The following is a 25,421-nucleotide window of genomic DNA, read 5'->3' as shown; positions in this document are numbered from 1 at the left end:
TGTACAACGTTACTGATGTAAGCGAATTTTACGTGGTAACGGTAAGCGTTTATTGTTTTGAAATAACTCAGGTTGAGTCGTATACATCTGATATAAATAATTTTTGATATCGAGTAAAAATTTATTTGTCGAAACTAAAATATTTCGCCCTTCAGGGGTTAAATTTATAGAAATTGCGGTATTATTTTGTTTGATAAAAGGAATCATCTGTTCAATAAAAACAATGAGTTCAACTTCTTGTACTTCGTAACGGCTCCAGTTATCTTTAATCAGAAGTTGTGCCAAATTTTTACTTTGCCAAACAGCTAAAGACTGTTGCCCTGTCGGAGATGCGCACAAAGCCCAGCCATCATCATAAAGAACAAAAACCTTGGTTTGTGAAACAACCATTTCGACAAAATGTTTGTATTGGTCTAGGGTTTGGACTGAGTTTTTTTGAGTTGAAGACGCTGCTTTACGTTGATATGGATTTCGCATAGAAAATTTATTTTTAAAATACTTATGCTTATATATTATACAGAAGTTCTAAACAAATAACTAGATTGGAAAATGTGGTGGGCGCTGACGGGATCGAACCGCCGACATTCTGCTTGTAAGGCAGACGCTCTACCAACTGAGCTAAGCGCCCTGAGTGTGGATAAACAAAGTTGTTTACTCTGTTTGAACCTATAAGAAAATCGATGATTTAATCTTAAGTTCTATCCTAAAGATGGGGAGTAAGCGATATGAAGTCTATAATGTTTGATCTTTAAAAATCAAAAACTTCAAATTCTTACCATTCCAAATATCTTGATCTCAGGAAAAAAGATAAATGGCGCAGCGGACGGGACTCGAACCCGCGACCCTCGGCGTGACAGGCCGATATTCTAACCAACTGAACTACCGCTGCGTTGTATATGGTGGGCGCTGACGGGATCGAACCGCCGACATTCTGCTTGTAAGGCAGACGCTCTACCAACTGAGCTAAGCGCCCTGAGTGAGGATCATCACAATATTACTTTATCAGAACATAAAAGAAAACAATATTCCCTTTCAAATTCTTATACATCCAAATATCTTGATCTCAGGAAATAAGATAAATGGCGCAGCGGACGGGACTCGAACCCGCGACCCTCGGCGTGACAGGCCGATATTCTAACCAACTGAACTACCGCTGCATTGTATATGGTGGGCGCTGACGGGATCGAACCGCCGACATTCTGCTTGTAAGGCAGACGCTCTACCAACTGAGCTAAGCGCCCTAAACTAGAATAAATAAAAAACTATTTAGACTCTAATTCAGTATTACATGTCACTGCAAAATCATTCTAAAGTGGCGCAGCGGACGGGACTCGAACCCGCGACCCTCGGCGTGACAGGCCGATATTCTAACCAACTGAACTACCGCTGCACTTTAACAAATGAATTGCTATACACACGATGATTGAATTTAAGTGGCGCAGCGGACGGGACTCGAACCCGCGACCCTCGGCGTGACAGGCCGATATTCTAACCAACTGAACTACCGCTGCACTAAAAATTCAACGTTAAAGCTTGGTGGGCGCTGACGGGATCGAACCGCCGACATTCTGCTTGTAAGGCAGACGCTCTACCAACTGAGCTAAGCGCCCTAACGACTTCATCGTTTGTGAGGTGCATTATAGAGAATCTTTACTGAGTGTCAAACGCTTTTCTCGATGTTTTACCTATTTTAGGTTTGAGTGATTAAAAAATAGATCATTTTAGTTTAAATTGGTGTTTTTTGTTTATTATTTATCTATTTATAAAATATTCAAACCCATATTTTAATTAAATTGAGTAGATCATTTAATCAATATTTTAACACTATTATCTATTTGCTATAAACTTAATAAAATATTCCGCGTTTAATGATCAAAAACATCGAATGAAGGCTATTCGGATTTATCCATTTGATTCAGATCTTTTACAATAGGTTTTGGTTCAGGGCGCAACCAAAGCCAGATAGCCACAATTAACATGGTCACATCGGTAAAAATTTTCACAGCCAGTGGCGCATTGGTGAATAACATAATCACCCCACTGATCAACATCATAATACTGGCGATCCACTTTGCTTTACGTGGCACAGTCCCATTTTCACGCCAAGCACGAAGCGTTGCACCATATTTTGGATGATTGAGTAACCAAGCATCAACCTGTGGCCAACCTTTTGATGCCGCCCAAGCAGCCAAGATGAGGAAAACTGTCGTTGGCATTCCCGGTAATATTGCCCCAATAAACCCGAGTACAATAAAAACAATCACCAATGTTCGCCAAAACAAAACTTTCATAGATTAACTCAATCTGCCCATTCGACTAGTATACCGCCCAAATGATTTTGCCAGTATATTTTAAATCAATTGAAATCATTGTATTTTAAAATCACGGTGTTCATCATTTCCAATACTGCCAAATTGAGCTTGCATGTATATCCACTTATTTGCTTGAATCTCAACACACTAAAGACCTTTTCTTTAAAAATAAACTGAGTGAGTCCTCAGCTTAGGACAGCATACAATGACAGACTACTTTGAGCCTTGGTTAAAGTACAAACACCCGATTGTTCGTCAATTGGCTTTTTGCATTGCCAGTCCCAATATTATTCAGCATCTGCCTGATGAATTAGAAATTAAAAATCGTTTTGAACTACACGACACGGCGTTTTGGCAACAACAATATATAGATTTTCAAACACGCTTAGATCAACTCGATCACGACCCCACCCCACTCATTGAATTTGTACAACAGCTTAAAAGCACACGTTTAGGTTTACGTTTTGAATATTTATTTTGGTTCTGGTTACAAGATCAAGCCAATCAACACTATCAACTGATTCAGCATAGTATCCAAATCATTGAAGCAAAGAATACATTAGGCGAAATTGATTTCCTTGTTCGTAATCAGGCCACAAAACAGATCGAGCATTGGGAAGTTGCTTTAAAGTACTATTTAGGCGAATCAAACTTACACTTAAAGCATTGGTATGGTCTAAATCGTAGCGACACCCTTTTACGAAAACTAAATCATTTCTCAGAAAAACAATTTCAATTTACCCAGGCTTTAGATCTTAAAATTGAAAAGAAACTGGCTGTGATGAAAGGACAGCTTTATCTGCCTGACAATAAAGACGATGTTGCACCGCCCTCTTGGATCAACACGCAACGTCGATTGGGTCAATGGGGACATCACATTGCAAAAGATTTTTACCGTCTACAACGGCATGAATGGATTTGCCCATATCTAAGACAAAGCTCAGCTGCTGCCCAATTTTGGTGTAATGGTTTATATCATGATAAAAATAGCCTGCAATTTTATATGTACCGCCAAGCTCCTCTGGCGCTTTTCTTTGACATAAATGCTTAATTATTCACGTTTCTTATACATGGATTAACCAATCCACTCATAAAAACATAACGATATATTAACCCGATACTCGTATACTAAAATTCTAATTAACGCGTGAAACACGGAGATAGTAATGAAAAAAATTTTAGCAGTTTCAATGTTATTCGCTTTTGTTTTAGCTGGTTGCAACACATTTAAAGGTGTTGGTAAGGATGTATCTAAAGCGGGGGATGCTGTTACGAATTCTGCAGAAAAAGTTGAAAATAAATTGTAAGTATCAACTTCATTCTACAACATAAGCCTTATCTCAATAGATAAGGCTTTTTTAATGCCAATTTAAATAGTTTTATCCTTTCTCAAGCTTTAAGGTTTTCATTCGGTTTTATCTTCCTCTATTATATTGTTCAATTTACTTACTTGATCAATGTCCATGAATCATTCGGATACCTTAGAACTGAGTTTACAACTTCTTCGCCAGCCTTCTGTGACACCTATAGACCATACCTGCCAAACCATCATGGCAGATCGTCTGTCTGCTATTGGCTTTAATATTGAAAATATGCGTTTTGAGGATGTTGATAATCTTTGGGCAAGACGCGGAACGGCATCTCCAGTTTTCTGTTTTGCAGGTCATACCGATGTTGTGCCTACAGGTCATCTTGATGCATGGGAGTCTGATCCATTCCTTCCTGAAATTCGTGATGGCAAACTCTATGGTCGTGGCAGTGCTGATATGAAAACAGCATTGGCTGCAATGGTGGTTGCATCTGAACGTTTTGTAAAGAATCATCCCAACCATAAAGGTTCTATTGCTTTTTTAATCACATCTGATGAAGAAGGCCCTTCTATCAATGGTACGGTTAAAGTTGTCGAAACCTTAGAAGCACGTAATGAAAAAATGACATGGTGCCTTGTCGGTGAGCCTTCAAGTACAGATACGCTGGGCGATATCGTAAAAAATGGACGTCGTGGTTCATTAAATGCAGTGTTAACAGTAAAAGGGAAACAAGGCCATGTTGCCTACCCACATTTAGCCATCAACCCCATTCATACCGCGTCAAAAGCCTTAGCTGAACTCTGTGATACGGTATGGGACAATGGCAATGAATACTTCCCTGCGACTTCATTCCAAGTTTCCAATATTCAAGCAGGTACAGGCGCAACCAATGTTGTACCAGGCACGATGACCGTTACCTTTAACTTCCGTTACTCAACTGAAGTGACAGCAGATCAACTCAAATTACGTGTTCTTGAGATTTTAGATCGTCATCATGTTGATTATGATATTGAGTGGACCTTATCAGGTTTGCCCTTCTTAACCCCAGTCGGTGAATTGGTTAATGCTGCACGAACTGCAATTAAAAATGTGACAGGAACAGAGACAGAGCTTTCAACCAGTGGTGGAACTTCTGATGGTCGTTTTATTGCACCGACAGGCGCTCAAGTGCTTGAATTAGGTGTTTTAAACGCGACGATTCATCAAATTAATGAGCATGTGAATATTGCTGAATTAGAGCCTTTGGCTGAAATTTACGAACAAATCTTAGTCGAATTACTCGCTTAAGTTGAGCGATTCTCACTGAGTAACTGAGTAAAAAAGGACGCAAATGCGTCCTTTTTTACAGATAAGCTTTGAAAGCATTACAGATCAAGTCTTCTTTATCCCAATCTGTAACTGGATTTGATCCAAATCCGGCACATGATAAGTCTTATCGCCAATTTTCACATATTGTAAAATCGTCTTATCTTTGATGCTATCCTCTGCGTCAACCACCTCTGAAATCCGTAGCCGTATCGAACTTGGCATTTCATTGCACATCAAGGCAAAACGCTCATCTGCATCTTCCCCTTCAATGATCAGTGCGACACCCAAGGTCTTTTTAGGATCACTGACACTAAATGTCGGCAACTTCTTTTCATGCCATTCCACGACATTGACATAGGTTGGACTATTCTGAGCAGAAAGCACCACATTTTGGGGTAATAACATTGGCGCTTTATCATAACAATCAATAATATATGCATCAATAAACCCAGTAGACACCGTAATTAAATGCTGTAATTCCCGTGTGCTAATTTTATCAATTGCAGATTTTTCAATATTCTTTGTCATGAGCGTTCCTATTTAACCGTCAACAAAGCTTCAATATTTTCCAATAAATCAGCTTCTTGGAATGGTTTACCCATATAATTTGTCACACCTAAGCTAAATGCCCGTTCACGATGTTTTTCACCTGTTCGTGACGTAATCATGATGATTGGCAAATCGCGGTGAATTTCGTGATGGCGAACCAAGTTGGTGACTTCAAAACCATCCATTCGTGGCATTTCAATATCCAGCAACATCAAGTCTGGTTTGACATTTTCAAGTTGCTCAATCGCATCCACACCATCTTTCGCAGTAATTACATCAAAACCTTGGCGTTCAAGCAAACGTGAAGTGACCTTACGAACGGTAACTGAGTCATCCACAATCATAATCAAACGGCGTTGATCACGATGACGTTGTTTATCATGTTGAAGATGTTCTGCACTACCACGGGTAGATGCTTGAACTTGTCGTGCAATATTTTGCCCATCCAGAATCAAACACACCTGACCATCACCCAGAATAGTTGCACCCGCAATTGCATTGATGGTAGCAAACTGCTTACCAATCGGTTTAACCACAATTTGTGAACGCGAACCAATTAACTGATCAACCAGAATGGCAATCGATTGCCCCAAGCTTCCCTTGATCAACAACACTGGTAATGAATGTGCAAGCCCATGTAACCGTGGAGTGACTTGATTCGAGGTAAACTCCCCCAAATAACGTAGCTTATAGCTTTGGAAATCGATATCAAAATAGTCATTTTGAGTTTCAAAATATTCTTCCAAAGCGGCTGGGGAAATTCGAACAATACGATCAATTTGCGATAATGGAACTGCAAATTGCTGATCACCCACTTTCACCATCAAGGCATCGCTGACCGCAACTGTTGTAGGTACGGTAATCGTAAAGGTCGAACCATGCCCCAACTCAGAACTGACACTCACTTGACCACCAAGTGATTTAATTTCACTTTGCACAACATCCAAGCCAACACCACGCCCAGAGATTTGTGTCACTTGCTGTGCTGTACTAAAACCGGGATGGAAAATAAACTGTAGGATTTCCTCAGGTTCTAACTGTTGATCCGTTTTGATTAAACCTTTTTCGATTGCTTTATCACGAATAACTTTTGGATCAATTCCTTTACCATCATCTTTAAACGAGACAAGTACATCCGTACCTTGACGACTAATATTCAAATCAATTCGACCAGTCAACGCTTTGCCCGACTTCTGACGCTGTTCCGCATCTTCAATCCCGTGGTCAATCGCATTCCGCAACATATGCTCTAACGGTGAAACTAATTTTTCCAGAATATTACGATCCAACTCTCCTTCAGTATTATTGACTAAAAGCTCAGTGGGTTTATTCACGGTTGAAGAGGTCTGGCGAACCAAGCGCTGTAATCGAGGCAACAGTCTTGAGAATGGTACCAGACGAGTACGCATCAAGCTTTCCTGAATTTCAGCTTGAATACGAGATTGCTGAAGCAATAAACCTTCAGTATCACGAATCTTTTCAGCCAACGTGGTTTTAAAATCAACCAAGTCAGATGCAGATTCAGCCAACGATTTTGATAACTGGTTTAGAGATGAATATTGGTCCATTTCTAAAGGGTCAAAATCAGCATAACGAGCGCTTAAATCGCCATGTTTTGCAATGATTTGGCTTTCTAACTCGCCTTCCATACGGCGTAGCTGATCCGCCAAACGTTGAATAGCCAACTCCATATCAGTCAAAGTATTCCCTAACTGCCCCAAATCCATCTCAATACGTGAACGGTTGATCGCGTTTTCACCAGAAAGGTCGATCATTTTTTCAACCAAATCGGCAGAGATACGAATCATCTCATTGTTGGATTCAGTTTTTTGTGAAAGATCCCATTCACCCAACATTGACGGTGGCTCTGTACCATCCCCCTGAACAAACTCACTGATTGATTGCTCAAAGATTAAATTTGTTCGAGATAGTTTTTCTGGAAGCTGTGCGGATACATCAACATATTCAATACTATGTAAGCTCGATTTTAAGCCTTCAAAATTATCATAGTGATGTTTAAAGATTGCAGCATCTAGCCAGTGAAAGGTTTTTTCCAATAAACCATCATAAACATTCGAGTTAAAATTATGTAAACCAAATTGCTCAAATGCATTTTCTAATTCATATGCAATATCAGCCACTTCTTCCAATTTCACCATTTTTGCACCGCCTTTTAAGCTGTGTGCAATACGTTGTAATTGGAGTAGGAAACTACGGTTGCTACGCTGATCAAACCATTGAGATAAAATGCTCAAACCATCATCAATCAGCTCTCGTGCTTCTTCAATAAAGGTTTCTCGAGCAACAACTTCAACAGGATCTAAACCTGTATCTTGATTTGCATCTATAAATAATTGAGCATCATCAATTGCAGGTCGTTGATCTTGATCCAACGGTTCAGTTTCAAGCAGTTCTGGAGTTTGATCAATCGCTAAAACGATATCATCTACAACATATTCAAGTTCATGCAAATCTACTGCATCATGACTAAATTGTGGCTCAACCGCAGTTGATGCTTGAACAGCTTCAATCGGACCTTGCTGATCAATATTGTGTAAAACACTGAGAATATGAGTAGCTGGATAATCAATTGATTTTTCACGGATCAATTGAATACGATCTGCCACATCATCTTGAATTAAACGAATCGCTTGAATAATGTGTGGTTCTGCTTTGAGTTGACCTTTAATCACGCGTTCATAAATGGTTTCCAACTCATGCGCAATCAAACCAATATGGGTGGCTTGCACCATATTTGCACCACCTTTTAAGGTATGCAAATAACGCATCAAATTGTTTAACGCGGTTGTGTCATCAGGATGGCTTGACCAAGTATTTAAGTCATGGTCCATTCCAACCAACAATTCGTCGGCTTCTTCAATAAAAATGTCGAGAACATCAGCATCAAATTCACGTTGACTATGTTCTGAGTCAATATTCTGTTTATCCAGATTAATTTGCGTCAGTACATAGTTCCCTACTGATTCAACAGGGTTCGCTGCAATTGAGAGTGTATCTGGCTGCTGTTCAGTGTCTAGCGCAGTCCTTGTTTCAACAATTTGACCAGCAACACCAGTGTCTATTTCTTGGTGTAAATAGTCATGTAACTCAGCCAAAATCGCTTGTGTTGATTCATTAAGGCTGACTCTTTGTCCTGAGGCCAAAGTATCGAATAAATGAATAAATTCCTGATGGGCATTAGAAAACATTTCAAAAGCATAATCAGTATTTAATAAATCTGGCTTGCGAATAACTTGTTCATAACCATCTTTTAAAGCAAGACTAAAATCATGAATGCCTTGTGCAGCACGATTATTGGTATGATCTATCAACATCTGCGCTTGTTGAGCCAGTTGTTGGAAATATGCTGGATATTCAACTTGGGCACGCTTATCAAACTCAAACTCGGCATCAAGCAATAGATCGATCTCAAGATCAACCAATTGTGTGACTAAACCCGTTTGCGAATGTTGATATTGGTGTTGGAAATCGTAGCGTTCCCAAGCATCATTAAATTTTTGATAAATGGTTTGTAGCTCAACAGCTTGATTACCTTTCAGCTTTAAAACATAGAGATAATCACTGACAAATTCAGCATAGTAAGTCAGTAGCGCATTTTCATTTTTTGAGGACTCGGTATCTTCTTGAACCAATACTTTAAATAAATGCTCGACCTTACCACTTGCTTCAAAGACCTCATTGACATGCGCCATTGAAGAACTGCCACGCAAAGTATGCAAGGCACGAATCAAGCGATTATATTGATCAGGCGTATGTTCTTCTAAGTGCAAAAATTCTTTAATTGCCGCCAGATGCTCCTCTGACTCTTCAACAAAGATTTCCAAGGTTTCAGAGGTTAAACTATCATCTGCAACAGTCGATTCAACTACCACTTCTTCTTCAGTCGTATCTGTAGAGCCATCAGCAACGAGATCAACCACATGCGGAGTGGTCACAGAGGTTCCTGCTGCTGTTGCAGTATCTTCACCAATCTCCAAACCAGTAATGACATTTTCATTATCCAGTGTATTTGATAATGCCAATAACTCGTCTAAAGCAGGTTCTAAGCTTTGTTTCTGTTGTAGCTGTTGCCCCAAATACACCAAAGGTGCTAAATCTAAATGATGCGGTTTTCGATTTAAAAACTCTGAATAGAGTTTGAACTTATAAATATTAAATACTGCACTTACATAGTGTTGAATCTCGGAAGTAAGTTCCAGATTTTTCGTAATAATACGATTTAATGTATCTTCAACAGTCCAAGCAAGTTCACCAGAACGTTTAGCCCCCACCATACGCCCAGACCCCTTAAGCGTATGAAAATAACGGCGAATATTGACCAATTCGGTATCTTTAAACTCTTCGAGTTGCCATCGATCAAGAGAGGTTTGTAGCTGTTCAAAAATTTCTTCAAGTTCTTCTACAAAAATTTCTAAAATTTCCTCATCCTGACCAAGATACGCATCTTCAGGTAAAGTAACGTGTTCCACTAAATGTTTTAATATTTCTTTCATAGCTCAGGCTTCTATGTTAGTTCCCGTCTTTGGGACTAAAACCTTTCAAAATACAGTCAAGCTGAATGGCTTTAGAAGGCGTTCCATTCTGTGCAATAGCCACTTGTTACAGTCGATATTGCACATATATAAAGTATCAATCGTTTTAGTCAGGCAGTTTAAAGTCTGAAACTGATTGACGTAATGAATCCGCCATACTTGCCAATTCAGAAACCGAACGGGCTGTATCAAATGTTGCACCAGTGGTTTGTGAAGTAATTTCTTGTACGACATTCATCGTATTTGCAATATGACCTGCTGAAGCAGACTGCAATTTCGCCGACTCAGAAATACTTTCAATCAAACCAGCCAAGTTACTTGATACTGTTTGAATCTCACCCAAGGCAACACCCGCATCTTTTGCAAGATTCGCACCACGCACAACTTCCGAGGTGGTTTGTTCCATTGAAATTACGGCTTCGTTGGTATCGGTCTGAATGGTTTTAACCAGTGTTTCAATCTGTTTGGTTGCAGATGCTGAACGTTCAGCAAGACGCTGTACCTCGTCCGCAACCACGGCGAAACCACGACCCGCTTCACCTGCCATAGATGCCTGAATTGCTGCATTTAATGCCAAGATGTTGGTTTGGTCGGCAATATCATTAATCAGCGATACGATGTTACCAATCTCTTGAGAAGATTCACCCAAACGTTTAATACGCTTAGAAGTTTCTTGAATCTGCTCACGAATTGTATCCATACCTTCGATTGAACGGTTTACTACATCTGCACCATTTGATGCAATTTGTACGGAACGCTGTGCTACCTCTGCTGATTCAGCAGCATTTGCAGATACGTGGTCAATCGACTGTGCAATTTCATTAATCGCTGTTGATGCCCCTGCAATCTCTTGCGCCTGATGCTCAGAAGCTTCAGCCAACTGGTTAGTAATCTGTTGGGTATTCTGCGTATATTGTGCAACTTCTTGAGAAGTGTCATTAATTCGAGATACTAGGTCACGTAATTGGTCAATCGCAAAGTTAATCGAATCGGCAATTGCACCAGTGAAGTCTTCCGATACCGTTGCATACGAACTTAAATCACCATCTGCCAAATCAGCAATTTCATCAAGTAAACGTAAAATCGCATTCTGGTTACGGTCATACTCGTCTTGTAAACGTGTTACACGAACTTTATCTGACTCACTACGTAAACCAAGAAGTTTAAATACAGCAAATAAGAATGCGCCGAGCGCAAGAAGTAAAATCAATGCAGGTAAAATCGTACCCACACCAGTATTTACCGAAAGTCGATCCAAACCTTTTAATAAATTATCCGATTGCGCAAAGATGTCTGACGATGCCTGACGTACTTTAAAAATCTGATCAGAGTTCTTTAGTACAGAAGTTGATGCCAATTGCACAATTTCATTGTAATCCGCTTTAATACTTTCTAAAGACTCACGTAGTTCAGGTTTATCAATACGTGTTACACCTAAATCGGCACTCCCATTGAGTTGCGCATTTAAATACGTACCAAATGTTTCAGTATCCGCATTAAAGTCGTCTGCTGAAGCACGGGTATTATCCGAACCACTTAATACTGAACCAATAGAACGTAAAATACGTTCTGCAAGGAATACTTGGTTTTTCGCGATAACAACCTGAGTACTTGACATGTTGTCACGTGCCATTTGATCAACCATTGCGTTATATTCCGCCTGCATGCCCGGGATCACATCCGCAACAGCAATGTTGGTGTCATATAATTGGTTAATGATTTTTTGGTGTGTCGCAATCATGTCGATATCAGCAGAAACTTGTTTCCAAGTTTTTTCAACGCCTTCCACTTGTTTTGAAGACGCATGAATATCTTTGACGACATCTAAGTTTTCTTTAAATTTCTTTTGCGATGCAACTAAAGCATCAATTGAGTCTTTCGAACCCGATGCGGTGGCTTCAGTTGCTTGACGTGATAAGGTCTGTGATAAAAGTTTTAATTCACCCAAGCTACGAGTTAAGTCGTTATTTCGAGGAACTGTATAGAATAGAACCAAAAGCAAAATAATCGCAACGATGATGCTGGCAATTGCCATTTGAATAAATGGCTTTGATTTGTCGCTTTCCCCAAACAACTTAGCAAATTCATCAATTTTTGATTTGGTTTTGGTTAATACGCCTGAACTACTTTTTTGAGCAGTATCCCCTGTATTTTTCTTCTTTAGTTTAAAGCCCATTCAGCTTCTCCCGATTCGCTTAACTCTCATTAGGCGTCAAAGCTAGTTTATAAATTTTTCTGATGCATTCATGTATTGAGGATCATTTAACAAACGACTAAACAAGAATATATTCCAAGCCTGATTATGCTGCTGAAAATATCCCTGACAATAGGTTTGAAGGTTTTCTTCTAATTGATTGTTTTTAGAAAAAAAGCCTTTTTTATTAAAATGTTGAATCCCCAAAACCTGATCTACGATCAGACCAACATAGTGGTCATTATGACTAATACATAAGACTTTTTGAGTAGGTAGAAATTGGCTTCTTTGCCCCGTTAAATAAAAAGCCAAATCAGAAACTGACAATAACCGTCCGCGAATATTCGCTAAACCTCTCACCCATCCCTGAACATTGGGAACGGGTGTGTATTTTGGCGGATAAATAACTTCTGAAACCTCACCCAAAGGCGCAACAAAATATTGCCCCATCATTTCAAATGCAATGCCTGACCATCGGTTTACTTCATTTTCATTGTCAGCGTAATTTTTATTTCCTCGCTTAGACAATCGAAGTAATTCGATAAATCCATTTGCTGCCATACATTATCCTGCTTGTAGATGTTGCTTAATCGTACTGATCAGCTGATTCTCATCAATCGGTTTGGTTAAGTAGTCACAAGCCCCTTGACGTTTTCCCCAAACGCGGTCGGTTTCTTGATCTTTAGTACTTACAATCACAATTGGAATATGCTTGGTGGCTGCACCACGTGCGATCTGACGAGTCGCTTGGAAACCATTTACACCAGGCATAACAACATCCATTAACACAAGATCCGGCAATTCAGCTTGCGCCAGTGTAATACCATCTGCACCATTGGTTGCTTCAATCACTTCAAATCCATGCTTAGCTAGAATTTCTTTAAATCTAAACATTTCTGTTGGTGAATCATCAACTATTAAAATTTTTGTCATTATTTCCCCCAAATTAACCGTTCATTTAAGCAGTCACATGATTGCGAATAGCATTTAATAGTTCATCTTTACTAAATGGTTTTGTTAAATATTCATCTGAACCGACAACACGACCTTTTGCTTGATCAAATAAGCCATCTTTACTGGATAACATGATGACTGGAATATTTTGATAATTTTGGGAGTTTTTAATCAAAGCGCAGGTTTGATAGCCATCCAGACGAGGCATCATAATATCGACAAAAACAATATCTGGATTTGCTTCAGCAATTTTAGATAAGGCTTCAAAACCGTCTACAGCAGTGACAACTTCACAACCTTCTCTTTGTAATAATGTTTCAGCAGTACGACGAATGGTTTTAGAATCATCGATCACCATGACTTTTAGATTTTGAAATTTATCGTCCATTTAATGCCCCTTTCCGTAAGCTTGGAATGAATTGTGCTGTACAGATTTATTTTTACAATTAATCATGTTTTTTTAACATATATTAACTCACTTTATCAATGAACATTTCTTGTCGGAAATCTCACTTCAAACAGTAAAACACAGTAAAGCTCACATAAAAAAAAATATTCTGCTTTTTTTTAGAAGTTAATTGTTTATTAAAATTTTGTAACCACATAAAATGACCAAAGATAGTTTCAAAATCATATAACTTACATTGATTTTTTGGGGATGGTAGACTTTAAATGGATAGAATAATCTATTACCAAAATATAGCGTCAAAAACAAAAAAAATATGCAATACCGCCCTTTCAGTCAGCTTACTCATCTGTACTTTATCGGTCTATGCTGATACGCCTCAGGCTAAAGCGGTATGGTATCGATATTATGATAAAAATGGGGTGGCCAATATCAGCACCTCGGTTACACCAGCACACATAAAAAATGGTTATGAAGCGCTTGATCGCAACATGCAAGTGATCAAACGTAATCATGCTTATAATGTCGAAAAAGATTTACAGCAATCGACGTCACGCGCATCTGAAATGCGTAAATTAGAACAAGATGCGCGCTTAAAGCGTGCCTATGGCAACTCATCTGTCGCTGTCAACAAAAGAAATGAACTTCTAAGCAATATAAAACAACAAATAACACTACAAAACCAAACACTTAAACAACTTCAAAGTGATCGTATTATACTTAAAAGACAAGAAATGGAATACTACCGCAAAGGTAACTCTGTTCCTGTTACACTCAAAGATCGGATCAAATACAATTCTGAAAACATAGATAAAACTAAGAATTATATTGGAAGCCTACAAGACAACTACCGCAAGACACAAACCTACTATGATGATATTATTAACCGCCTTAAAAAACTTGAATAATCACCTTTTAATTCGGAATTCCTTGGCTCTATTATTGATAAAAACTTAACAAAACAATATAAATGATTTAAACAACCTTTCACGATATCGGCTAATTTCAAGTTAAAACCGAGCTCTGATCGTATCGTCAGTATAAGAATATAAAGTTTTCAATTTAAACAATCATTAAAAATGTTCAGCTTATTTTTTTATCGTATTTTTTTATCGTATAATCATTCCTTTAAATCTAAAAATTTTAGGACAGTTTCCATGCGCGCGAGTCGCTTTTTATTTGCAACGTTAAGAGAAACCCCAAACGATGCTGAAGTCATTTCACATCAGCTCATGTTACGTGCTGGGATGATCCGTAAATTGGCTTCAGGTTTATACACTTGGTTGCCGATGGGTGTACGTGTGCTCAATAAAGTTGAAGCGATTGTTCGTGAGGAAATGAATCGTGCAGGTTCTTTGGAAACATTAATGCCCGTGACGCAGCCGGCTTCACTATGGGAAGAATCTGGTCGTTATGTACAATACGGCCCAGAACTGTTGCGTTTTAAAGACCGCCATAGCAATGACTTTGTTCTTGGTCCGACACATGAAGAAGTCATTACGGATTTGGCTCGCAATGAATTAAAAAGTTATAAACAACTTCCAATGAATTTTTATCAAATTCAAACTAAGTTCCGTGATGAAATTCGTCCACGTTTCGGTGTGATGCGTTCGCGTGAATTTATTATGAAAGATGCTTATTCTTTTCATGTCGATCAAGCGTCATTACAAGAAACTTATGATGTTATGTACGACACCTATTGCCGAATTTTCACCCGCTTAGGTTTAAACTTCCGCCCTGTTCAAGCAGATACAGGATCGATTGGTGGTTCAGGTTCACATGAGTTTCACGTACTTGCATCAAGTGGTGAAGACGATATCGCTTTCTCAACTGAATCTGACTATGCGGCCAATGTTGAAATGGCTGAAGCAGTATTGACTGGTGAGCGCGCAGCACCTAGCCAAGATCTAAAAATTGTAGACACACCAAATCAAAAAACCATTGCTGATGTTTCTGCATTTTTAAATACAGATCCAGCGCAATCGGTAAAAGCCTTACTTGTACAAGGTATTGCTGATGAAAAGGGTCATGTTCCTGTAATCGCGTTATTCCTGCGTGGCGACCATGAGCTCAATGAAATTAAAGCTGAAAAGCATCCACTGATTGCCGCACCTTTAACATTTGCAACAGATGTTCAACTCAATGCTCTTGGCTTAACTGCGGGATTCTGTGGACCACAAGGACTGGTTGAGAAAGGCTTAACTGTGATTGTTGACCGTGCAGCCTCTGTGCTTTCAGATTTTGTTGCGGGTGCCAATGAAGTCGATAAGCATGCCACTGGTATCAACTGGGACCGTGATGCAACATTTACAGAAGTTTTTGACTTACGTAATGTGGTTGAAGGTGACCCATCTCCAGATGGTCAAGGCACGATTTTAATTAAACGTGGTATTGAAGTTGGTCATATTTTCCAATTGGGTACCAAATACTCAGAAGCACTCGGCTGTAAAGTTTTGGGTGATGACGGCAAACCATTAGTTGTGACAATGGGCTGTTATGGAATTGGTGTAACCCGTGTAGTTGCTTCCGCGATCGAACAAAACTTTGATGAGAAAGGTATTATTTGGCCATCTGCAATTGCCCCTTTCGAAGTTGCAATTGTACCAATGAATGCGCAAAAATCTCCACGTACGCTTGAAGCAGCTGAAGCACTTTATGCTGAATTACAAGCCGCAGGTTATGATGTATTACTGGATGATCGTAATGAGCGTCCTGGTGTTAAATTCTCTGACTTGGAATTAACAGGTATTCCTCACCGTATTGTCATTGGTGAAAAAGGCTTAGATGCAGGTACTTTTGAATACAAAGGGCGTAGAGATGCCGAATCTGTAAATTTAAGCAAAGATGAGTTATTGGCTAAATTAGTGAAGTAATTTTTCAATCGCATTAAAAAAGCCCTGAAATAAACTAAACCCTATAAGTCACACAACTTATAGGGTTTTTTATGCTTTGGTATTTTATATACCATCATTACAGACCATTAATTTTGACTTTTAAATCTGTAACTGATGTTCCAATTGCCCCAAAGTTCCCCATCGAGCCATTTTGCAGACCATTAAAAGTCCCTGCCGCACTTGCCCCACTCGTTCCCATAATCATCTGATTGATACCCAGATCAAACTTACTCGATTCACCCGTATTACCAAAGACAAAACCTGTTGGTTCAACGCCAGCATAGAAACCGTTTAATGAAAAACCATTAACCTTATCTGTTCCAGTTAATTGGAAGTTAAAATTTGCACCAATATCGCTATCATCAGATAAAAGTGCAATAGCACAGCCTGAGCCCGTACCACAAATCGATTGAATTGCCCCACCAAAAGCAATCATACGCCCTTGAGGTGCATTACCTAACTGTAAATTAATGGTGGGTTTGGCAGCAGCAAAGTTGATATCAAAACCATCATTCAGTTTTAAAAATTTAATGACATCGGATTTTTCACTGGTACCTGTAAAAATAGATTGATATCCAGCAGGCCCTGAAGATGAACTCGCTCCAGCCAAGTAAAGCGCAAATGGTGAAACTTTAATCCCGGTAATATTACTTGCAAAGCTCATTCCGATATTGGCAAAAGGTTTACCACTTGCTCCACCTGTAGCGCCCCCATCGGTATCCATGACTATATTCATCGTTGGGGTATTTGAAGCGCCTAGAAAAGTGATATCAACAGTTTGGTCAGCAAGCGTACCAGCACTTTTACCAGCAAGAACCAGCGATGCTTTATTTGCATCATTCACAGTTGAGCCTAACCCGTCACGATCAATAATTGAAATTTGATTGAGTTGAACTTTACTCAAATTTATACCAACATTTATCCCATCTTGCCCCGTTGTTTGGGAAAGACTTTGATCATCCATAGGTTCCATTGCCAGCGCAATTGGACTCAGTATCAATAATGATATACATCCTAGGTTTCTATTTTTTTTCATTATCCTAATCCTTAGGAAAATTTATATACTGCCTACCACATCACAGTCTAATCAGAAATTCTGTACGATAAAAGCACTAGCCGACCAATAACGCATTAATTCCGAGGAACAATGTTAAATTCACTGGTCAACCGACCTCCTGTCAACGCAATTTCACCTAAGCGTGCACCCGAAACTAAAGCCCCATTCATAGATGGAGGATAGAAGTTTAAATCTCTCGCTCTAAATACACCGCCGACTGACTGTGTTGGATTAAATTGTAAACTTGCATTAAATCCAACCTGACCAGTCCCACTCGTTGAGTTTTTACTGAGCACAATAGCATTGTTAAAGCGAATATCACCCGTCAAGTTATCTAAACCAAGTATAGAACCATTGACAGGATCACTAATCTGGATGGTGTTATTTGTAGCTGCTAATTTTAAATCACCGACCACAGTTAAACGATTGCCTGTACCATCCGCTTTCATTTCACTATTTGGAATAAGTGACAAATCCATATCACCACCAAAGCGAAGTTTTAGACCAAACAACACATCATCACTTTTGGCGAAATTATTGGAATCAGATGCTCCCTTATTGCCACAAGCGACGCTTGCTGTTGCAATACCACCTGCACATGATGCATAGGTTGTTCCAGGTAAATAACCTGCCGCAACTTCAGCCGCCATCACCACCAACATATTTTTTAAACTTAAATTTAAACTTCCGTTTTCCACCCCGATACTGCCATTGCCTTTCAGCAACATATCGATATTTCTTAAACCTAAATAATAGTCTTTAGAGGTACCGGCAATCGGAACACCTGCATCATTTTTTACTTGACCACCATCAATCACCAAAATCGAGGTTGTTTTATTGCCAAGCTTAGTTGTACCACTTTTATCCACCCCCTCTGTACTTAAACCTAAAGAAAAACCGAGTCTAGAGGTTTGCGTACCCGCTGTAGCTGCAACACTGCTTTTCGTACCATCTGCTGAATAATAATAAGCTTTATCAGCATCAACTGTTGTGCCATACATGGCTAAATTGGCATTTAAGTTATAAAAAGGTAAAGCCAACCCCCACTGATTATTTAAACCACTCTCGGTAAATAAATTACCAGCAGCAACACCAGCGGCAGTGGTAAATCGCCCTCGTCTAGAGATGGCTTGGAATTCCCCACCACGAATTGAAGCGACCACAGCATAAGGGCGATTACCCGCTGATAGGGTCGTATAAATATCTTGTTTATAATCACTTAAATTGGTTAAAGCTTGACCATTACCAAAACTTGAATTTTGGAAGGTTGTGTTTACCGGTATCGTAACTTGCTTAGAGTCGGTAAGGTTTAAAAAAACATTTCCTGTGTCAAAAGAAGCACGCGTTCCCTTCTGTAAACCGGTTAAATTACCAAACTCAAAACCGTAACTATTTAATCCAGCACCACCAATTTCCAAAGTTGTTGCATCGCCACCACCAGCAAGCATGGTGTCACCTTCTTTGGTGAAATCCGTCTTCATACGAAATGCGATACCTGAACCACCAACAATATCTTTTCCAGTGTCTGCACCACTCGAATTAACAGCAGAACCAATTAAACTACTGGCATTCTGTACACCACGAAATTGCAATGAACCATTCACCATACGCCCACTGGCACCTACGCGAATCAGCCCTTTAGCACCTGTTGGGGTATTATAACTATCGACATCATAAAGCGATGTAGGATTGATGCCTTTATTATTCACCATAATTTCAAGATTTAAACCCGCATTGGTTGTGGAAGTTCCATTTCCATAACTACCTGTGTTTATAAAACCCGCCTTTAATGAAGCTGGATCAACCACACGGGTTAAATCCACATAACCATAGTTCGTATCTGGTGCCTGATTTGCACCCGCAATATTACTTCCAGAATTCGTTTGTAATTTAAAGCCTTCAGCTGCATCGATAAACGCAAAACCTTTTCCTTTAAAGTTAAAGTTAAAGTTCTTTAAAATCAGTTGATTTAATTGATTTGTAGCACTGCTCTGGCCTAAATAGATGTTGGCATTTTGAAGCCCTAAAGTTAGCTCGACTTGATCTGTTTTACTTAAAAGCCCATTGCTTGTTTTTAATCCAATACTGGTATTTGAAGCCGTCTGCACCGCTAAATTACCCAACTTTGCACTACAACGCGCTCCACTTGGATCACTATCACAAACACGAAATGAATCGACAGTCATCAGCATAGGAGAGAGTGATAAATCTAAATTCACTCCAGTTTTGCCCGCAGCAGTTCCCATATTAAGCTTGATATCTGCTTTTAATGGATCTGTAGAAGTATTGCTCTGTTGTATTTTAACCGTATCTGCTGTTGCAACGAGCGCTTGACTGGTTGCATCTGCTTCTGCGCGACCCGCCTGATCTGTCCAGTATAATGTTTTAATATTGGCTTCTTTTAAACTTGCCTCTATATGTACGCCATCCTGGCCATTTACGTTTCTTAAATCGCTATCATCTAAAGCTTGTAATGCATAAACAGGTGCATGTATAGCCAACAAACTCAAAGCCAATGTATTTAAAATAAATCTTTTTCCATGTTGTTGTTTTTTAATGTTCATCCCTAAACCCTCAGATTTATTTTAGCAACGCTTATTCATTGTAGAATCACAACTAAACATCATCAGCTTGCCCTGCAGCACAAGATTACCGTTCATTTGTACACCCATAAAGCCTGTTTCTCGACCGACATCATAATTATTTGCCGTTGAGCCATTAGCACCCGTTGTTTGAGGTTTTGCTACATATTTATTGGCTTTTAAATAACCATACTGGCCTTCCGTTGCACCCGATGAATTTTCTGTAACTGTTCCATCTGGATTGGTCTTACTGGTGAAATCATCTTTTTCGATAGAAAGAGAGTTGAAGCCAAAATTACGAATTTGAATCGGTTGATTCGCATCAAAAGATAACTGAATTGCGGGCTTGATCATCTGCATAGCAGTGGTATTTTTATAGACCAAATCAACACCATCCAAACCCAATTTCTGAATATTAATTGTCCCTTGTACACCTTTAAAGACCACCCAAAGTTTATTCCCTTCAGTACTACTGGCTAACCCATTTGCATCAACATAGCGATTATTGACAGACAATGCCAAATGGCAAAATTGTAATTTCTCACAAATACCGCCAGTACCATTATCGAACTTATAAGCATTATTTGTGGTGTAATATGAATCACTTGCATTAATTTGATTCAGTACCAATTTTAAAGATAAATCGGCACCTGCTTGCCCTTCAACTTGCTGCATGTCTGAATCAGTTAAAGCCTCCATCGCTGCCAAATGAAAACTCACCAAACTGGTTAAAATAAGAAGTACTGTTTTTTTCATTATATTTCTTCCTATCCTATAGGCCTTTGGTGGTTATTTTCATATGCTGAATCAGCATTCCATCAATCAAGGCAGATCCTAAGTTATTCTGTGCATTTGAACTGGTGGCATTATTTAATTGATTAAATGAAACCCCTACAGCCCCTGCTGATTTATCTGCAAGTAAAGTCTTCCCTGCATCCATACTATAAACAGTCCCTATACTGATACTACTGTGTGTTGCTGAACTGCCTTGATAACCCGCAATTGAACTTGTGCCACAGTTATAAACATTACAAGTAGAGCCTGTATATGAAGTATCCGCCCCTGTATAATCCGTATAGATCTTCTTATAAATTGATTCTTTATTTGGGATCCTAGCCAGCTCTATACTAAAGTTTGTTCCATCAGATCCGAGAATCAAAGGCTGATATAATGAACCTAGCACCAAATTGGTATTCAAATTATAGATATAAATACCTTCTTTATCTGAAAAAGTCGGTGCTGTTCCGCCATTAATTGCTGGAGTCGATAAGATGTCTTGCGCTGCTGGAGTGGTACAACCATTCAAGTTACCAACTCCACATTCTTGAGTGCTAATCCTAAAAACATGGCTCATCAAATTCGCTGGAGCAGTCCATGAGTTTGCTGTAGATGTTCCCAATAATTTTGAACCATCACCACTATTTAATCGTATAACACCAGCCAAACCTAGAGTATTGTTATAAAAAGCACTCATACCACCCGTATTTGTAGCACCACCGAGCGTTTGGAATAATTGAATTTTACTGCCATTTAATCCAAAACCGTTAAAGATACCTTGCAAGCGAATACGATTTGCTCGCCCTGTTGCAGTGGTACTAAATCCCTCACCTAAATTAAATTGATTTGGATCTTTGTCTGCCTTACTTTGATCGCGTACAAAACCATCTGCCCAAAATGCAAGTTTAAGGTTATATGCATCTTCCCCACCGACATCATTAATAAAAGCGCTTGTCGTCACTGTTTTCTTATCGGCAGCAAATGAATATAAATTTTCATACAACGGCGCTTCAAAATTTAAATATGTCACAGAACCCGCACCTGCACCAAAGTCAGGTACATTAAGGTCTGTTTTTACATTGAATATCCAAGGGTTGGTTGCAGTTCCCCAGCTTTTAATCGCAGCATTCGCTACACCATTGGTTGATCCCGCATCCAATCTAAGATTGGCATTATTGCTGGCATTTTTAGACAACGCTAAACCATATAGATATAAATCAGCTTTCCCGACTGAATGGTCACTGGCATTCACAACACCATCTTTATTGGTATCTTGAACGATTGATGACAATGGTCCCACAGGAACATAATAGATATAGCCCGTGTCTAAATTACGATTTGTAAGCACAGTATCTTGAGTTTGGTTTACTCCAGCGCCCTGAAAAACCATATAAGTGTCTCTAGGCAATAAGGCAATACCTTCGCCTGTGGTATCACTTAACTTTTCATCAGACATTTCTTCGAGTGCGAAGCAAGATTGGCTTAAACATAAACCAATGAAACTCACCAAAACGGTTTTATGAAATTTTACCGTATAATTGAGTGTAGTCATCCACGACCTTCCTGTGTTATACGATGCTCCGCACCATATTTTATTTTATTTCTTTAATTTCCGACTTCAAACTGCACAAAAACACATATCCTTGTTTATACAGTTTTGTTATGTCTATCACACTTCATACTATGTAATTTTTTTAATTATGACAAAGTTTTTTTGGTTAAAATCTATCATTTCCGACAAATGAATCTTTTTAAGCAATAAACTCGCCATAAGGTTTAGCATAATTACTGCCAAAACATAATAAGCATTTGATTAACAGAACTTTAATGAGCCATAGCAGTTTGGAGTAAAATCCTGTTTAGCTAACTGTATATTATTTAATGGCATAGTTGCATGAGGCGCATTAATTAAATCAACAGTCCCAACAGGAACGGCTGTCCCTGCGAGGCAGTTCAAAGCCAAAAAACTACCACAATCAACAGGATGATCGGTTAAATACGCACCTACTTGATCCATGATCGCGTTTAATGTCGCTTTTGGAATATCAACCTTATCTGTTGGATCAATTTTACCAATATCAATTGGATTAGACAGCTCTAACCACCAACCCTTTTGAGCAACTGATTTATTTCCTGTCCACTGAATATCTTGCCCTTGCAGAGATAAAGAAGCGGGCGTCCCATTTAAACTGGCTTTATGAAAATAACCCAAATCTTCATTAATTGTTGCATCAACGATTAAGTTATTGATGCTTCCTGAAGTTGATTTATTATTGAGGGGAATGATTGCCAATGCTGTTGCACTAATTGTACCAGATAAATCAATTGTTCTAACATTTGCAGTGGCGTTTAAAATTGCGCTATTGATACGCTTACCAGTGATAACTTGTTGAGGAAGAACTAAGTCACCCTTTAAAATATTACTTCCAGTTGCTTGATCCCTCAAATTAAGGTCATAAGAAGTCGTAGAAAACCCAACTGATGCTCCAAATATAAGACAACAAGCCCTACCATTAATCGCATTATAACCATCAGATTGTCTTAACTGTGTTCTGGCTGCTTCTCCAGCAACATTACTCGTACCAAAACCATTGACCAATGCTGTTCCAGTCGTAGCAGCAACTTGCATATATCCACTTAAGGAGTTAATTCCATTTTTTGTACTACTATTTTCAGTACCAAACGTCAGCAGCCCCACTGCTTTTTCAGAACTTAAATTTATTCCCACGACTTGCCGTGTAGAGGCACTTCCAGGGTTTTTAATTGCAAATTGAATAAATGGATTGGTTAAAACAGCACTTGATCCTACACGAGCAGCTCGGTCAGAAGCACTATCTGTATTAGATGTTGCAGCGTTTCCCACACCACTCAAACCCAAGTTATCAATATCAATGTCGCAGTTCCCTGCGCCATTTACACCACCGCAACCTAACTGTAATTTTTTAATATTAGCATTTAATTCAAGTTCAGCTTCTAAACCTAATTTATAAAATCCAATACTTTTATCTCCACCTGTTCGTTTTGCTTCCATATTTGCTGAATCTGTAGGTGCAACATAAGTCAAACTCATTAAGGCTTGACCTGTCGTTTCAGAGAGTTGCTCATCAGACATACTTTTTAAAGTTGTAGACTGTGCATATACAGCAGACATTGCAAAGACACTGAATGAAAAAAGTGCTACACGCAAAGGCTTTATTTTAAGCATGAACATCTCCTTATCCTTAGATTATGTTCAAAATTGTGAGGCTCTACTGTTCCAATAACCAAACCTAATTTTAGATAAACTTCATAAAATCTAGGTGCTTACAACCATAAATGTATTTTAGTTTTCAATAGAGAAATATAATGTGATTAATCTATCATAATGTTTTTAAATATAGGTTAAATTTCCGACAAAATGACTGTAATTTTTGTTAATAAACCAAGATGCCAAATAGCATCAAAAAACATTAAAAATATTCCATAGCAATTATCAAGAATAAAAAACGATTTAAATTCAAATATAAAAAATCAAAGATAGATATAAAAATAGTTCAAACATTTTAATTAAAATGAATCCACTTAAATCAAGTATTTAAAATTTTTAAACCTTTTTATCGGATATTTTCACATCTATTCCATTTTAACTTTATAGTAAAATCTCAAAATAAAAAGGAATACACCATGAAAAGAATGATATTCGGTTTAATGATAAATTCAATCTGCATAAGCAGTTGGGCTGCATGTAGTTATAATTTTGATGCAACAACTGCTGAAATCCAACAGATGATTGGAAATCCTATTCCGCCTGCAAAAAAATTTCCCCACTTAAACGGAACAACTGCTAGTTTTCTACTTGAGAGCTCAGCATACCAATATCATGCAAGCACGTCTGCATTTGCACAATCTTATAAGAACTATATAAATGGAACAAATAACACAATTCTAGGTGATAAGAATTTATCAAGCACAGGAAAGTATGCAGTTGAGCTAAAGATTGATAACTTTGCAGATATCCCTACAGGATCTTATTCTGGAAATCAAAGTGGCGTATACACATTAGGATATAATTTTTTTGCTATCAAAAATGGAAACCTGAAGTATGGAGGCTTCGTATGGCTTACAAATTCAGATGATACGAAAACAAAAAAAGTCTACGTTAGTTTTTCTGATTTGGGTGCAGGCATTAATTATGAGAAAGAATTTGATATAGCTTACAGCTCTGCAAATAATTATAAAATTGGCCTTTATTTAGATCAAGATTCAAAACAAATTGGAATAAATTTAAATGGTATAGATAAAGGCTATATAAACAATACGCCATTATCAGACTCAGCTACTCAAATCAGTTTCCAAATGTTTGGTCTTGTTGGTGGTTATCCAACATCGCTAATAGGCACTTATCAACCAACAGAAACGCTTATCTTTGAGCGTAGCCAAATGACTTTAAACTATTCCTCCAACACCAAAGACATCTGCGGGAATACAATTTAAGGCATTAAAACCCACTTAGGTAGGTTTTAAAATTTTAAGATAGAAAGTTGAT

Annotated in this window: 19 protein-coding genes and 8 tRNA genes; 6 read left to right on the top strand and 21 right to left on the bottom strand. The window is 38.6% G+C overall.

Features of this window, described 5'->3' with window-relative positions; translation table 11 throughout:
- Positions 1-9: 9 nt before the first annotated feature.
- The 10 genes from L3V46_RS03975 to L3V46_RS03930 all read right to left on the bottom strand — a co-directional run bounded on the left by L3V46_RS03975 (position 10) and on the right by L3V46_RS03930 (position 2,291).
- The gene (locus L3V46_RS03975; protein WP_239044977.1) at positions 10-477 is read right to left on the bottom strand and encodes a DUF2750 domain-containing protein; all 468 of its coding nucleotides are present in this window, start codon (positions 475-477) and stop codon (positions 10-12) included.
- Positions 478-552: 75 nt separating this feature from the next.
- Positions 553-628 (bottom strand) — tRNA-Val (locus L3V46_RS03970).
- Positions 629-812: 184 nt separating this feature from the next.
- A tRNA-Asp gene (locus L3V46_RS03965) sits at positions 813-889 on the bottom strand.
- A gap of 8 nt (positions 890-897) precedes the next feature.
- Positions 898-973 (bottom strand) — tRNA-Val (locus tag L3V46_RS03960).
- Positions 974-1,080: 107 nt separating this feature from the next.
- Positions 1,081-1,157 (bottom strand) — tRNA-Asp (locus tag L3V46_RS03955).
- Positions 1,158-1,165: 8 nt separating this feature from the next.
- Positions 1,166-1,241: transfer RNA gene (locus tag L3V46_RS03950), tRNA-Val, on the bottom strand.
- 72 nt (positions 1,242-1,313) lie between these two features.
- A tRNA-Asp gene (locus L3V46_RS03945) sits at positions 1,314-1,390 on the bottom strand.
- Between the two features lie 44 nt (positions 1,391-1,434).
- Positions 1,435-1,511: transfer RNA gene (locus L3V46_RS03940), tRNA-Asp, on the bottom strand.
- 23 nt (positions 1,512-1,534) lie between these two features.
- Positions 1,535-1,610, bottom strand: a tRNA-Val gene (locus L3V46_RS03935).
- A 282-nt stretch (positions 1,611-1,892) separates the two neighbouring features.
- Positions 1,893-2,291, bottom strand: coding sequence for a YbaN family protein (locus L3V46_RS03930; RefSeq protein ID WP_239044976.1), 399 nt, complete (start codon positions 2,289-2,291; stop codon positions 1,893-1,895).
- Positions 2,292-2,517: 226 nt separating this feature from the next.
- Between L3V46_RS03930 and L3V46_RS03925 the strand changes: the two genes are divergently transcribed.
- The 3 genes from L3V46_RS03925 (at position 2,518) to dapE (ending at position 4,909) form a co-directional block, all read left to right on the top strand.
- Positions 2,518-3,363, top strand: a complete 846-nt coding sequence (locus tag L3V46_RS03925; protein WP_239044975.1) for a DUF1853 family protein — start codon at positions 2,518-2,520, stop codon at positions 3,361-3,363.
- Between the two features lie 115 nt (positions 3,364-3,478).
- Positions 3,479-3,619 (top strand): entericidin A/B family lipoprotein, encoded by a 141-nt coding sequence (locus tag L3V46_RS03920; RefSeq protein WP_004723791.1) that lies wholly within the window; start codon positions 3,479-3,481, stop codon positions 3,617-3,619.
- Between the two features lie 156 nt (positions 3,620-3,775).
- Entirely contained in the window at positions 3,776-4,909 is a 1,134-nt protein-coding gene (gene dapE, locus L3V46_RS03915) for a succinyl-diaminopimelate desuccinylase (RefSeq protein WP_004723792.1), read from the top strand.
- Between the two features lie 84 nt (positions 4,910-4,993).
- On the opposite strand, the gene L3V46_RS03910 is transcribed toward dapE, so the two are convergent.
- The 6 genes from L3V46_RS03910 to pilG form a co-directional block, all read right to left on the bottom strand.
- Entirely contained in the window at positions 4,994-5,458 is a 465-nt protein-coding gene (locus L3V46_RS03910) for a hypothetical protein (RefSeq protein WP_004723795.1), read from the bottom strand.
- Positions 5,459-5,466: 8 nt separating this feature from the next.
- Complete coding sequence (locus L3V46_RS03905) at positions 5,467-9,993, bottom strand: Hpt domain-containing protein (RefSeq protein WP_239044974.1); 4,527 nt, start codon at positions 9,991-9,993, stop codon at positions 5,467-5,469.
- Between the two features lie 145 nt (positions 9,994-10,138).
- Complete coding sequence (locus tag L3V46_RS03900) at positions 10,139-12,208, bottom strand: methyl-accepting chemotaxis protein (protein ID WP_004817697.1); 2,070 nt, start codon at positions 12,206-12,208, stop codon at positions 10,139-10,141.
- A gap of 42 nt (positions 12,209-12,250) precedes the next feature.
- Positions 12,251-12,787: a chemotaxis protein CheW gene (locus L3V46_RS03895; protein ID WP_004723799.1), complete on the bottom strand. Its 537-nt coding sequence runs from the start codon at positions 12,785-12,787 to the stop codon at positions 12,251-12,253.
- 3 nt (positions 12,788-12,790) lie between these two features.
- Positions 12,791-13,159: a response regulator gene (locus L3V46_RS03890; RefSeq protein WP_004723801.1), complete on the bottom strand. Its 369-nt coding sequence runs from the start codon at positions 13,157-13,159 to the stop codon at positions 12,791-12,793.
- A gap of 25 nt (positions 13,160-13,184) precedes the next feature.
- Positions 13,185-13,568, bottom strand: coding sequence for a twitching motility response regulator PilG (gene pilG / locus L3V46_RS03885; protein WP_004723803.1), 384 nt, complete (start codon positions 13,566-13,568; stop codon positions 13,185-13,187).
- A 284-nt stretch (positions 13,569-13,852) separates the two neighbouring features.
- Between pilG and L3V46_RS03880 the strand changes: the two genes are divergently transcribed.
- Together L3V46_RS03880 and L3V46_RS03875 are read left to right on the top strand one after the other, a co-directional pair.
- Positions 13,853-14,494 (top strand): hypothetical protein, encoded by a 642-nt coding sequence (locus L3V46_RS03880; protein WP_004723804.1) that lies wholly within the window; start codon positions 13,853-13,855, stop codon positions 14,492-14,494.
- A 249-nt stretch (positions 14,495-14,743) separates the two neighbouring features.
- Positions 14,744-16,459, top strand: a complete 1,716-nt coding sequence (locus L3V46_RS03875) for a proline--tRNA ligase (RefSeq protein WP_239044973.1) — start codon at positions 14,744-14,746, stop codon at positions 16,457-16,459.
- Positions 16,460-16,556: 97 nt separating this feature from the next.
- Here L3V46_RS03875 and L3V46_RS03870 read toward each other — a convergent pair whose 3' ends face one another.
- The 5 genes from L3V46_RS03870 to L3V46_RS03850 form a co-directional block, all read right to left on the bottom strand.
- Positions 16,557-17,516: a DUF6160 family protein gene (locus L3V46_RS03870; RefSeq protein ID WP_239044972.1), complete on the bottom strand. Its 960-nt coding sequence runs from the start codon at positions 17,514-17,516 to the stop codon at positions 16,557-16,559.
- Between the two features lie 95 nt (positions 17,517-17,611).
- A complete protein-coding gene (locus L3V46_RS03865; RefSeq protein ID WP_239044971.1) occupies positions 17,612-20,101 on the bottom strand; it encodes a DUF6160 family protein in 2,490 nt (829 codons plus the stop codon).
- Between the two features lie 21 nt (positions 20,102-20,122).
- A complete protein-coding gene (locus tag L3V46_RS03860) occupies positions 20,123-20,875 on the bottom strand; it encodes a DUF6160 family protein (RefSeq protein ID WP_004817710.1) in 753 nt (250 codons plus the stop codon).
- A 16-nt stretch (positions 20,876-20,891) separates the two neighbouring features.
- Positions 20,892-22,448, bottom strand: a complete 1,557-nt coding sequence (locus L3V46_RS03855; RefSeq protein WP_096735066.1) for a hypothetical protein — start codon at positions 22,446-22,448, stop codon at positions 20,892-20,894.
- A 261-nt stretch (positions 22,449-22,709) separates the two neighbouring features.
- A complete protein-coding gene (locus tag L3V46_RS03850) occupies positions 22,710-24,101 on the bottom strand; it encodes a hypothetical protein (RefSeq protein ID WP_239044970.1) in 1,392 nt (463 codons plus the stop codon).
- Positions 24,102-24,559: 458 nt separating this feature from the next.
- On the opposite strand from L3V46_RS03850, the gene L3V46_RS03845 reads away from it, so the two are divergent.
- The gene (locus L3V46_RS03845) at positions 24,560-25,369 is read left to right on the top strand and encodes a DUF4882 family protein (protein WP_239044969.1); all 810 of its coding nucleotides are present in this window, start codon (positions 24,560-24,562) and stop codon (positions 25,367-25,369) included.
- Positions 25,370-25,421 lie beyond the last annotated feature (52 nt).

The organism is Acinetobacter sp. AG3 (assembly GCF_022343575.1).
GTDB lineage: Bacteria > Pseudomonadota > Gammaproteobacteria > Pseudomonadales > Moraxellaceae > Acinetobacter > Acinetobacter guillouiae.
This window is presented reverse-complemented; position numbering and strand designations above follow the sequence as displayed.